The organism is Pseudomonas sp. TMP9, assembly GCF_037943105.1.
Lineage (GTDB): Bacteria > Pseudomonadota > Gammaproteobacteria > Pseudomonadales > Pseudomonadaceae > Aquipseudomonas.
In genome coordinates this window covers 432,859-445,769 of record NZ_CP149803.1, presented here as the reverse complement: position 1 = coordinate 445,769, position 12,911 = coordinate 432,859, and the positions used below count along the sequence as shown (strand labels likewise).

Genomic DNA, 12,911 nt, shown 5'->3' with positions numbered 1-12,911 from the left:
GGTCATGCTTTATTATCCAGCATCTTTTCAAGCCCATCGAGAGGCGTGCGGCCTCAGGGCCATTGGCGCGCAGGAAGCCCGGATAAAATAAGATGGCAGTAAAATACCCCGCGTTCCGTAAAAAATTTCCTCTATTGGTTTCCAGCAGCCTACTGGCGCTACAACCTTTAGTCCTTCCCGTTGCAGTTGCTGCTGAGCAGTACGATTGCCAGGTTTCCGCCAGCGGCGGTTGGGCTTGCGCCCCTAAAACCAGCAATGCTGCACTGCCGGCACGGCCAGTACAACGTGATTCGCTCGCCAGCAGTGAAGCGGCGGATGGCAAAACCCAGCCCGGCCAGGCCCAAGGTGCGCAAGCCACCCTGGTTACTGAAAGCCGCGGCAAAGGTTTGACCTCACGCAGCACTGACTACAGCCACCTTGATTGGGTTGCGCGAGAAAATCTCAGCGCGGCTCAACTTGCTGAAGCGGGCCCTTACTGCGCCGGTGCTTATGTTGAGCCTATCCGTCCGGGCATGAACGACCAGACACCGATGTCTGAAGCGCCCATGTTCCTGTCGGCCAAAGCCTCACGCTATGAGCAAGACGAGCAAGTCGCCACGCTGGCCGGTGATGTAGTACTGCGTCAGGCCGGCATGCAGATAGAAGCAGATGAAGCGAACCTGCTCCAAGCGGAAAACCGTGGCGAGCTGATCGGCAACGTGCGCCTGCGTGACCAAGGCATCTTGGTTGTCGGTGATCGCGCCGAGCTGCAACTGGACAACGGCGAAGCCAAAGTCGACAACGCTGAGTATGTGCTGCACAAGAGCCATATCCGTGGCAATGCGCTCTACGCCAAGCGCGAAGAAAGTGCGATTATTCGTCTTAAAGATGGCACCTACACCAGCTGCGAACCCGGCAGTAACGCCTGGCACCTTAAAGGCAACAACATCACCCTGAACCCGGCCACCGGTTTCGGCACCGCGACCAACGTCACCCTGCGCGTGAAGAATATTCCGGTGTTCTACACACCCTATATCTACTTCCCGATTGATGACCGTCGCCAGTCAGGCTTTCTGCCGCCCAGCATTGGCAGCTCAAGCGATAACGGCCTGACCCTGCAGACGCCTTATTACTTCAACTTGGCGCCAAACTATGACGCCACGCTGTACCCAACCTATATGACCGATCGCGGCTTGTTGATGGAAGGCGAATTCCGCTACCTGACTAAGAACAGCGAAGGCCAGGTTGGCGGTGCATTTCTGCAAGACAGCAATGACGACCGCAAATTGCAGTCCGAATATCAAGACCAACGCTGGATGTACAGCTGGCAGCACAAGACCGGCCTCAACGATCGCCTGCTGGCTGAAGTCGACTACACCGACATTAGCGATCCTTACTACTTCCAGGATCTAGACAGCGATCTCGGGATCAGCTCAACCAGCTATGTTGATCAGCGCGGCACCTTGACCTACCGTGGCGACAGCTACACCGCGCGCTTAAATGCGCACGCCTACGAACTGGCCAATATCACTGACATCACCCCTTACAACCGCCTGCCGCAGATCACGCTAGACGGTCAACTGCCTTTCCAACCAGCAGGTCTTAACCTGACTTATGGCACCGAGCTCGTGCGTTTCGACCGTAGCTTGCGTAAAGGCTCGTTCTCCGACGAGGACGGTAATACAACACCTTGGTATGACACCAACCTGCAAGGTCTTGCTCGCGCCAACGGTGAGCGCCTCCACCTCGAACCGGCTATTAGCCTGCCGTTGAACTGGAGCTGGGGTTACATCAAATCGCAGGTCAAATACCTGCAGACTAACTACGACCTGACACTGGACCAGCAAGGCAAAACTTCATTACTGGCCGAGCAGGACTACAACAGCAGCCAAAGCCGTGGCGTCGGCATGTTTAGCCTCGACAGCGGCCTGTACTTTGATCGCGACACCCAGTGGTTCGGTAAATCCTATCGGCAAACCCTCGAGCCGCGCCTGTTCTACCTCTATGTTCCGGAGGAGGACCAGACCGATATTCCGATCTTCGACACGGGCGAAAGCAACTTCAGTTACGCCTCGCTGTGGCGTGAGAATCGCTTCTCCGGCAAAGACCGTATTGGCGACGAGAACAAGCTGTCGCTGGGCGTGACCAATCGTTGGATTGAACCGAACGGCTTTGAGCGTCAGCGCTTCAGTATTGGCCAGGCCATCTACCTTGAAGATCGCAAGGTTCAACTCCCAGGCATCGATTACCGCACCCGTGGTGACGCCACTGCATCGGTATCACCTTACGCGCTCGAATACCTCTATCGCTTTAACCGCGACTGGCGCTTCTCCTCAGACTTCAACTGGGACCCGGACAGCGGCAGCACGCGTTCCGGCAGCGCGATGTTCCATTATCAGCCTGAAGACAACCCGAACAAGGTGGTCAACGCCGGCTATCGCTACCGCAATGACACCGTCCGCTATGACGAAGCCAGCGGTAACTGGGTCGTAGGCGGAGGTGACTATGGCACGCCGGGCTCGCCTGAGTTCATCAAGGATTACTACAAAGTCAGCCAGCACGACTTCTCGGTTATCTGGCCAATCGTGCCGCAGTGGAACGCCATCTCTCGCTGGCAATATGACTACAGCCAAGACCGTACCTTAGAGGCCTTCGCCGGCTTCGAGTACGACAGCTGCTGCTGGAAACTGCGCCTGATCAACCGCTATTGGATCGACTACGACGAAGTGAGCCTGAACCCGTCGCTGAACGACCAAGCTGACCGCGGCATCTTCCTGCAGATCGTGCTCAAAGGTCTGGGCGGTGTAGTGGGTAATAAAGTTGAGACTTTCCTCGACCAAGGCATTCAAGGTTATCGTGAACGTGAAGATCAAGCTTTCTGATTGCGTGCGCCCCCTGCTGTTGGGCGCGCTGTTTCTGGGTACCGCAGCACACGCTGAAGTACGCCCACTCAACCGCGTTGTCGCGATTGTTGACAGCGATGTGGTGATGCAAAGCCAGCTCGATGCGCGCCTGCGTGAAGTGCAGCAGACCATCACTCAGCGCGGCGCCGCCTTACCGCCCAATGATGTGCTCAGCCAACAGGTGCTGGAACGCCTGATCATCGAGAACATCCAACTGCAAATTGGTGAACGCTCAGGCATCCGCATTACTGACGAAGAACTGAACCAAGCCATCGGCACTATTGCGCAGCGCAATGCCATGAGCATTGAGCAGTTCCAAGCGGCATTGGCCAAAGACGGTTTGTCTTACACCGATGCCCGTGACCAAGTGCGCCGCGAGATGATCATCAGCCGTGTGCGCCAGCGCCGTGTCGCTGAGCGCGTGCAAGTGACCGATCAGGAAGTGCAAAACTTCCTCGCCTCAGACCTCGGCAAGATGCAGCTTTCGGAAGAGTTCCGCCTGGCTAACATTCTGATCCCCGTGACTGAAGGTGCTTCTTCTGAGGACATTCAGGCCGCTGACCGTCAGGCGCGCGAGCTGTATCAGCAATTGCAACAGGGCGCCGATTTTGCGCAACTGGCGATTGCCCGCTCGGCCAGTGAAACCGCCCTTGAAGGCGGCGAGATGGGGTGGCGCAAAGCCGGACAACTGCCACCGCCCTTTGACACCATGCTCAGCGTGCTGTCGGTCGGCCAAGTGACTGAGCCGATGCGCACGCCCGGCGGCTTTATCATGATCAAGCTGCTGGAAAAGCGCGGCGGCGACAGCCAGGTGCGTGACGAAGTGAATGTTCGCCACATTCTGATCAAGCCAAGCGAAATCCGAACTGAGGCTGAGACTGAGCGCCTAGTCGAGCGTCTTTACCAGCGCATTCTGGCCGGTGAAGACTTTGCTGAGCTGGCGAAAAACTTCTCCGAAGACCCAGGTTCGGCGCTGAATGGCGGCACCCTGAGCTGGATCGACCCAAATGTATTGGTGCCTGAGTTCCGCGAAGTAATGAACAGCACCCAGGCTGGTGAGTTGTCCAAGCCGTTTAAGAGCCCATTTGGCTGGCACGTGCTGGAAGTCATGGGCCGCCGTGCCACCGACAGCAGCGCTCAGTTCCGCGAGCAGCAAGCGATGACGGTGTTGCGTAACCGCAAGTACGATGAAGAGTTGCAAGCGTGGCTGCGCCAGATCCGCGATGAAGCGTACGTTGAGAGTAAGCTCTAAACTCGAGCCGTCCGCGCGCCCCCCCCAAAACCCGGCTTATGCACACGCATCGCCGGGTTTTTTCATGCTGCACCAGCAACGTTTGGCGCCCTAACTAAGGCGCCGATAAAACTGGGGCATAACCGAGAGTCTACCAATGACCGCCACCCGCCTTTTTGCCCTGACACCTGGCGAGCCTGCTGGCATAGGCCCCGACCTCTGCCTACTGCTGGCCCGCGAGGCGCAACCCCACGCCCTTGTCGCCATTGCCAGCCAAGATTTACTTGCCGAGCGCGCACTACTGCTGGGATTAACCCTCCAGCTGGTCCGCGTCGGCCCAGAAGCGTGGCCTACTCAGCCCGCGCCTGCCGGCAGTTTGTATGTCTGGGACACACCGCTTGGCGCTGCCGTCGAGCCTGGCCAGCTCAACGTGGAGAATGCACATTATGTGCTGCAAACCCTCACCCGCGCCGCCCAAGGCTGCGTAGATGGGTACTTTGCGGGGATGATTACCGCCCCTGTGCACAAGGGCGTCATCAACGAAGCGGGGATTGCCTTCTCCGGCCATACCGAATTCCTCGCCGAACTGACGCACACCGAGCAGGTGGTGATGATGCTCGCCACCCACGGCCTGCGTGTGGCGCTCGTGACCACACACCTGCCGCTCAAAGAGGTGGCCGCCGCCATCACGCCTGAGCGCCTGAGCCGTGTCACGCGGATTCTCGATCATGATCTACGCACAAAATTTGGCATTGCTCAGCCGCGTATTCTGGTGTGTGGGTTGAATCCGCATGCCGGTGAAGGCGGCCACTTGGGCCGCGAAGAAATTGAAATTATCGAGCCGACCCTGCAGCAGTTGCGCGCCGAGGGCATCAACCTGATCGGCCCGTTACCGGCTGATACCTTATTCACGCCCAAACACCTTGAGCAGTGTGATGCGGTGCTGGCCATGTACCACGACCAAGGCCTGCCGGTGCTTAAGTACAAAGGCTTTGGCGCGGCGGTGAATATCACCTTGGGCTTACCGATCATCCGCACTTCGGTCGATCACGGCACTGCGCTGGATCTGGCTGGTAGCGGCAAGATCGACAGCGGCAGCCTGCAGGTCGCTCTGCAAACCGCCTACGCCATGGCCGCCAGCCAGGTGAAAACCCACTGAGCGCCATCTGCTGCGCGGGCGTAGACAGTCAATGCTGTTAAACTGCCGAGCTTTCTACACACGTTACATTCGCTTCAAGCCCTTGGTTTGAAGCTTGGAGCTGCTGCATGTCTGAATACCAACACCGCGCGCGTAAGCGTTTCGGCCAGAACTTCCTGCATGACGCCGGAGTCATCCACCGCATTCTGCGCGCCATCCATGCCCGCGAAAGCGAGCACATGCTGGAAATCGGCCCAGGCCAGGGCGCACTGACCGAAGGTTTGCTCGACAGCGGCGCTCAGCTTGATGTGATTGAACTCGACCGCGACCTGATCCCAATTCTGCAAAACCAGTTCGGCAACAACCCGCGCTTTCGTCTGAATCAAGGCGATGCGCTCAAGTTCGATTTCAAACAACTGGATGCTGCACCGCGCAGCCTGCGGGTAGTCGGCAACCTGCCTTACAACATCTCCACGCCGCTGATTTTCCATCTATTGAATAACGCCGCCCTAATTCGCGACATGCACTTTATGTTGCAGAAGGAAGTGGTTGAGCGCTTGGCTGCAACCCCAGGCGGCGGTGATTGGGGCCGGTTGTCGATCATGGTGCAGTACCACTGCCGCGTGGAGCACCTGTTCAATGTTGGCCCCGGCGCATTTAATCCGCCGCCCAAGGTCGAGTCCGCGATTGTCCGCTTGGTGCCGCATGAGGTGCTGCCGCACCCGGCCAAAGATCATCGCCTGCTTGAGCGGGTGGTACGCGAGGCTTTCAACCAACGGCGTAAAACCTTGCGTAACACCCTAAAGAACTTGCTTGCCGCCGACGCCATCGAAGCGGCCGGTGTGGATGGCAGCTTGCGTCCTGAACAATTGGATCTGGCGGCCTTTGTACGCTTGGCAGACAAACTCACTGAACAACCGAACGCCGACTGACAACCGTTAGACGGGTTTTCTGCTTACCGAGTTAATGAACCATGAGCGATTCGCGCTACAGCATCGACGTCAGCGTCGTCAGCCGCTACCTACCCGAGCAGTCGCAGCCAGAGCAAAACCGCTTTGCCTTCGCCTATACCGTCACGGTCAGCAACACCGGTGAACTGCCCGCCACGCTGCTTTCTCGGCACTGGGTGATTACCGATGGCGATGGCCGCGTGCAAGAAGTGCGCGGCGCCGGCGTGGTCGGTGAGCAGCCGCTTATTCAGGCCGGTGCCAGCCACACCTACAGCAGCGGCACCGTGATGACCACCCGCGTCGGCTTTATGCAAGGCAGCTACCACATGCTGGCTGAAGACGGTAAACGCTTTGACGCCACCATCGCGCCTTTCCGCCTGGTGGTTCCAGGCTCGCTGCACTAATGGCTACCTACGCTGTTGGCGACCTGCAAGGCTGTTTGAAGCCGCTGCAATGCTTACTAGAGCGCGTAGCCTTTGATCCGGCACAAGACACCCTGTGGCTAGTCGGCGACCTGGTCAATCGTGGTCCTGAATCGCTGGCCACCTTGCGCTTTCTCTACAGTATTCGCGAAGCACTGACCTGTGTGCTGGGCAACCACGACCTGCACCTGTTGGCCGTGGCCAATAATATCGAACGCTTGAAAAAAGCCGACACCCTGCGCGAGGTGATTGAAGCGCCCGACGCCGCCGACCTGCTCGACTGGCTGCGCCGGCAAAAACTGCTGCATTACGATGCCACCCGCGACACGGCCTTGGTGCATGCTGGCATTCCGCCGCAGTGGAGCATGAGCAAAGCGCTAAAACGCGCTGCAGAAGTCGAAGAAGCCCTGCGTGATGATGCGCGCATGCCGCTGTTTCTGGATGGCATGTATGGCAACGAACCGCCCAAGTGGAACAGTGACCTACACGGTGTCGCCCGCCTGCGGGTTATCACCAATTACTTCACCCGCATGCGTTTTTGTAAAGCCGATGGCACCCTCGACCTGCACAGCAAAGAAGGCGTCGGCACTGCGCCACCCGGCTACGCGCCCTGGTTCAGTTACAAGCAGCGCAAGACCGCTGGGCAGCGCATTATCTTCGGCCATTGGGCGGCGCTCGAAGGCCAATGCCAAGAGCCCAACGTGGTGGCTCTGGATACCGGCTGTGTGTGGGGGGCGAGCATGACCCTGATGAATATCGATAGCGGCGAGAAATACAGCTGCGACTGTAAGGAGTAAGCATGAGCGAATTCAAACGCATCCCCCCAGAGCAGGCTCAGGCCCTGCGCCAGCAGGGCGCGGTGGTTGTTGATATCCGTGACCCACAAAGCTTTGCTGCTGGCCATATCAGCGACTCACAGCACCTAGACAACCATTCACTGCATGGCTTTATCACCCAGGCGGACCTCGATAAACCGCTTATCGTCGCCTGTTATCACGGCAATTCTAGCCAAAGTGCGGCGGCCTATTTGGCGGGGCAAGGCTTCAGTGATGTGTACAGCCTGGATGGCGGTTTTGAGTTGTGGCGCGCGACCTTTCCTGGCGACACCGCGCAATCACCTGAAGAATAATTTTTCAGCGCCTAAGCCGCACCAGCAGCGGCCTGAAGGCCACTCCTGAGCAGCGGTAATATCCTGTTATCGTTGCGCGCACCTTGCCCCCGCCGATTCCGAACTATCCTTCAGCTCAGGCCATCCCAAATCAGGTAGAGCCGGCCTAACGGCATGGGGTCATGAGGTGTTCTGGGGGTTTTATCCGGGGTGACGCTGCCCGGAGCCAGTCAATACCTAACTGCTCCCGCACCGGCTCTGCGCATCCAGCGAGGTGACGTCATGAGCATTTTTAGCCACTTCCAACAACGTTTTGAAGCAACCCGCCAAGAGGAGTTCTCCCTCCAGGAGTACCTCGAACTTTGCAAACAGGACCAAGGCGCCTATGCCACAGCGGCCGAGCGCTTGTTGTTGGCAATCGGTGAGCCTGAATTGCTCGACACCTCAGCCGACCCTCGCCAGTCACGCATTTTTTCCAACAAGGTCATCCGCCGTTACCCAGCGTTTGCCGACTTCCATGGCATGGAAGAATGCGTCGACCAAATCGTTTCCTACTTCCGCCATGCTGCGCAGGGCCTGGAAGAGAAAAAACAAATCCTCTACTTACTCGGCCCAGTAGGCGGCGGTAAGTCTTCCCTGGCGGAAAAACTCAAGCACTTGATCGAGAAGGTGCCGTTCTACGCGATCAAAGGCTCACCCGTGTTCGAGTCACCGCTGGGGCTGTTCAGCGACGCTGAAGACGGTGCCATTCTTGAAGAGGATTACAGCATCCCCCGCCGCTACCTAGGCAGCATCATGTCGCCGTGGGCGACCAAGCGTTTGCAGGAGTTTGGCGGCGACATCAGTCAGTTCCGCGTGGTCAAACTCTTTCCCTCGATCCTCAATCAGATCGCCGTGGCGAAAACCGAGCCGGGCGATGAAAATAATCAGGACATTTCCGCCCTCGTTGGCAAGGTGGATATCCGTAAGCTGGAAGAGTTTTCCCAGAACGATGCTGATGCCTACAGCTACTCAGGTGCGCTGTGCCGGGCTAACCAAGGCTTGATGGAGTTCGTTGAGATGTTTAAAGCACCGATCAAGGTGCTGCATCCGCTGCTAACCGCCACCCAAGAAGGCAACTACAACAGCACTGAAGGCCTCGGCGCGATCCCCTACAGCGGTATTTTGCTGGCTCACTCCAACGAGTCGGAGTGGCATAGCTTTCGCAACAACAAAAACAATGAAGCGTTTATCGACCGTATCTACATCGTCAAGGTGCCTTACTGCCTGCGCGTGACCGACGAGATCAAGATTTACGACAAGCTGCTGTTCAACAGCTCCTTGGCCAAAGCCCACTGTGCCCCCGACACGCTGAAGATGCTCGCGCAGTTCACCGTACTCAGCCGCCTCAAGGAGCCGGAAAACTCCAACGTTTACTCGAAAATGCGTGTCTACGACGGCGAAAACCTCAAGGACACCGACCCTAAAGCCAAGTCGATTCAGGAGTACCGCGACACTGCCGGTGTCGATGAAGGCATGAACGGCTTGTCGACTCGCTTCGCCTTCAAGATTCTCTCCAAGGTCTTCAACTTCGACCCGCACGAGATCGCCGCCAACCCCGTGCACCTGCTGTACGTGCTAGAGCAGCAGATTGAGCAGGAGCAATTCCCAGCGGAAACCCGCGAGCGTTACCTGCGCTTTATCAAAGAATACTTAGCACCGCGCTATATCGAGTTTATCGGTAAGGAAATCCAGACGGCTTACCTGGAGTCTTACAGCGAATATGGGCAGAACATTTTCGATCGTTACGTGCTGTACGCCGATTTCTGGATTCAGGATCAGGAATACCGCGACCCTGAAACCGGGGAAATTCTTAACCGGGTGGCCCTCAATGAGGACTTAGAGAAGATCGAAAAACCTGCCGGCATCAGCAATCCCAAGGATTTCCGTAACGAGATCGTCAACTTCGTGCTGCGTGCTCGTGCCAACAATAACGGTAAAAATCCAACCTGGCTGAGTTACGAAAAGCTGCGCGTGGTCATCGAGAAAAAGATGTTCTCCAACACCGAAGACTTGCTGCCGGTTATCAGCTTCAACGCCAAGGCGAGCAAGGAAGACCAAAAAAAACACAACGACTTCGTCACGCGTATGGTCGAACGCGGCTACACCGACAAGCAGGTGCGCCTGCTGTCTGAGTGGTACCTGCGGGTTCGTAAATCGCAATAAATCGCTCTGCCGCGACAGACAGGGGATTGCTGCAGAACACGCCACACGTGCTCTGCAGCCCGACATCTGAAACCCGCAGTGCATGGAGGGCCGTGATGAGCCATGTGATCGACCGCCGCTTAAACGGCAAAAACAAGAGCACGGTAAACCGTCAGCGTTTTCTGCGCCGTCACCGTGACCACATCAAAAAGGCCGTGGAAGAAGCGGTCAGCCGCCGCTCCATCACCGACATGGAGCACGGCGAACAAATCAGCATTCCGGGGCGCGACATTGACGAGCCGGTGCTGCACCACGGCCGTGGTGGTCGCCAAACTACCGTGCACCCCGGCAACCGTGAATTTACCAGCGGCGAGAAGATTGCCCGCCCGCAGGGTGGCAGCGGCCAAGGCGCCGGCAAGGCCAGCAACGCCGGCGAAGGCATGGATGAGTTCGTCTTTCAGATCACCCAAGAGGAGTTTCTCGATTTTCTGTTCGAGGACCTTGAGTTGCCTAACCTGGTCAAGCGTCACCTGACGGGCAGCGATACCTTCAAGAGCGTGCGAGCGGGCATCAGCAACGAAGGCAACCCTTCACGCATCAACATCGTCCGCACCCTGCGTTCGGCCCACGCCCGGCGCATTGCCCTGTCCGGCAGCAGCCGCAACACGCTCAAGGCAGCACAGGCTGAGCTTGAACGCCTGAGGCTTGAACAACCGGATAACCTCGGCGACATTCAGGCGCTGGAAGAACACGTCAGCACACTGCGCGCGCGGATCAAGCGCGTGCCATTTCTCGACACCTTCGACCTCAAGTACAACCTGCTGGTCAAACAGCCTAACCCCAGCTCCAAGGCGGTGATGTTCTGCCTAATGGACGTGTCGGGCTCCATGACGCAGTCGACCAAAGACATCGCCAAGCGCTTCTTTATCCTCTTGTACCTGTTCCTCAAGCGCAATTACGACAAGATCGATGTGGTGTTTATTCGCCACCACACCAGCGCCAAAGAAGTCGACGAAGAGGAGTTTTTCTATTCGCGCGAAACCGGCGGCACCATTGTCTCCAGCGCACTCAAGTTGATGCATGAGGTGATGACCGAGCGCTACCCGATCAACGAGTGGAACATCTATGCCGCCCAAGCCTCAGACGGTGACAACTGGAATGATGACTCCCCTCTGTGCCGGGACTTACTGATCAAGCAGATCATGCCGTTCGTGCAGTACTTCACCTACGTCGAAATCACCCCGCGCGAACACCAAGCGCTGTGGTTTGAGTACGAGCACGTCAGCGCGGCATTCGCCGACACCTTCGCCCAGCAGCAATTGGTTTCAGCCGGGGACATTTATCCGGTATTCCGCGACCTGTTCCAGCGGAGGCTCGCCACATGACTCACAGCCAAGGCAAACGCCGTCAACCCATCTCCACCGGCTCGGAATGGACCTTCGAGCTGATCCGTCAATACGACCGGGAGATTAGCCGGCTTGCCGAACGCTATGTCCTGGACACCTACCCCAACCAGATTGAGGTGATCACCGCTGAGCAGATGATGGATGCCTATGCCTCGGTCGGCATGCCGCTGGGTTACCACCATTGGTCGTATGGCAAACACTTCCTCAGCACTGAGAAGGGTTACAAGCGCGGACAGATGGGTCTGGCCTACGAAATCGTGATCAACTCCGACCCCTGCATCGCCTACCTGATGGAAGAAAACACCATCTGCATGCAGGCCCTGGTGATCGCCCATGCTTGCTACGGCCACAACAGCTTCTTTAAGGGCAATTACCTGTTTCGCACCTGGACCGATGCCAGTTCGATCATCGACTACCTAGTGTTTGCCAAGCAGTACATCATGCAATGCGAGGAGCGCCACGGCATTGATGCCGTAGAAGACCTACTCGATTCCTGCCACGCCTTGATGAACTATGGCGTGGATCGCTACAAGCGGCCTTATCCTATTTCCGCCGAAGAAGAACGCCGACGCATGCAAGACCGCGAAGAGCATTTGCAAAAACAGATCAACGACCTCTGGCGCACCATCCCGAAAAGCGCCAGCAAGGGCGATGACAAAGACAGCAAACGTTTCCCCGCCGAACCGCAGGAGAACATCCTCTATTTTCTGGAAAAACACGCCCCGCTGTTGGAACCCTGGCAGCGCGAGATCATTCGTATCGTGCGCAAAATTGCTCAGTACTTTTACCCGCAGCGCCAGACTCAAGTGATGAACGAAGGCTGGGCGACCTTCTGGCACTACACCCTGATGAACGACCTGTACGACGAAGGCTTGGTCACCGAAGGCTTTATGATCGAATTTCTGCAGTCGCATACCAGCGTGGTCTACCAGCCGCCGTTCGACAGCCCCCATTACAGCGGCATCAACCCCTACGCACTGGGGTTTGCCATGTACCGTGACATCCGCCGCATCTGCGAAGCGCCAACCGATGAAGATCGCCGCTGGTTTCCAGAGATCGCCGGCAGCGACTGGCTGAGCACCCTGAAATTTGCCATGACCAGCTTCAAGGACGAGAGTTTTATCCTGCAGTACCTGTCGCCCACGGTGATTCGCGACCTCAAGCTGTTCAGCATTCTCGATGACGACCAGAAAGATGAACTGTATGTCCCGGCCATCCACGATGAACCCGGCTACCAGCAAATTCGGGAAACCCTGGCCGCGCAATACAACTTGGGTAACCGCGAGCCCAACGTACAAATATGGAGCATTGACCGACGCGGCGATCGTTCGTTGACCCTGCGCCACCAGCAACACGACCGCAAACCACTGGGCAACTCCACCGAGGATGTGCTTAAGCACCTGCATCGCCTGTGGGGCTTCGCCATCCACCTTGAGATGTATCAAGGCGATCAGCTGATCGGCAGCCAACATGTACCGCCCCAGCATGAAGCAAGCCCGAGCAGTGACTATCCTCGCCTCGACCTGATGATTCCTCCTATTTGATTGGGTGCGTATCTTGTTTACAGCGCAGTGACCCCGCCATGAGCGC

Annotated in this window: 10 protein-coding genes; all 10 read left to right on the top strand. The window is 57.3% G+C overall.

The genetic code is table 11. The features are described from left to right. Nucleotides 1-92 precede the first annotated feature (92 nt). The 10 genes from WF513_RS02080 (at nt 93) to WF513_RS02035 (ending at nt 12,865) form a co-directional block, all read left to right on the top strand. Nucleotides 93-2,861, top strand: a complete 2,769-nt coding sequence (locus tag WF513_RS02080; RefSeq protein ID WP_339081103.1) for an LPS-assembly protein LptD — start codon at nt 93-95, stop codon at nt 2,859-2,861. Continuing rightward, nucleotides 2,842-4,134 (top strand): peptidylprolyl isomerase, encoded by a 1,293-nt coding sequence (locus WF513_RS02075; protein WP_339081102.1) that lies wholly within the window; start codon nt 2,842-2,844, stop codon nt 4,132-4,134. Before WF513_RS02080 ends, WF513_RS02075 begins: the two co-directional genes overlap by 20 nt. Before the next feature lie 136 nt (nt 4,135-4,270). Continuing rightward, entirely contained in the window at nt 4,271-5,272 is a 1,002-nt protein-coding gene (gene pdxA, locus WF513_RS02070) for a 4-hydroxythreonine-4-phosphate dehydrogenase PdxA (protein ID WP_339081101.1), read from the top strand. A gap of 107 nt (nt 5,273-5,379) precedes the next feature. Further along, entirely contained in the window at nt 5,380-6,183 is an 804-nt protein-coding gene (gene rsmA / locus WF513_RS02065) for a 16S rRNA (adenine(1518)-N(6)/adenine(1519)-N(6))-dimethyltransferase RsmA (RefSeq protein WP_339081100.1), read from the top strand. Nucleotides 6,184-6,224: 41 nt separating this feature from the next. Further along, complete coding sequence (apaG, locus tag WF513_RS02060) at nt 6,225-6,605, top strand: Co2+/Mg2+ efflux protein ApaG (RefSeq protein WP_339081099.1); 381 nt, start codon at nt 6,225-6,227, stop codon at nt 6,603-6,605. Further along, nucleotides 6,605-7,420, top strand: coding sequence for a symmetrical bis(5'-nucleosyl)-tetraphosphatase (locus tag WF513_RS02055; protein WP_339081098.1), 816 nt, complete (start codon nt 6,605-6,607; stop codon nt 7,418-7,420). The genes apaG and WF513_RS02055 overlap by 1 nt, the downstream gene beginning before the upstream one ends. A 2-nt stretch (nt 7,421-7,422) precedes the next feature. Next, nucleotides 7,423-7,752, top strand: a complete 330-nt coding sequence (glpE, locus tag WF513_RS02050; protein ID WP_339081097.1) for a thiosulfate sulfurtransferase GlpE — start codon at nt 7,423-7,425, stop codon at nt 7,750-7,752. 261 nt (nt 7,753-8,013) lie between these two features. Next, complete coding sequence (locus WF513_RS02045) at nt 8,014-9,936, top strand: PrkA family serine protein kinase (RefSeq protein WP_339081096.1); 1,923 nt, start codon at nt 8,014-8,016, stop codon at nt 9,934-9,936. A gap of 95 nt (nt 9,937-10,031) precedes the next feature. Continuing rightward, a complete protein-coding gene (locus WF513_RS02040) occupies nt 10,032-11,300 on the top strand; it encodes a YeaH/YhbH family protein (protein WP_339081095.1) in 1,269 nt (422 codons plus the stop codon). Further along, entirely contained in the window at nt 11,297-12,865 is a 1,569-nt protein-coding gene (locus WF513_RS02035; protein ID WP_339081094.1) for a SpoVR family protein, read from the top strand. The genes WF513_RS02040 and WF513_RS02035 overlap by 4 nt, the downstream gene beginning before the upstream one ends. Nucleotides 12,866-12,911 lie beyond the last annotated feature (46 nt).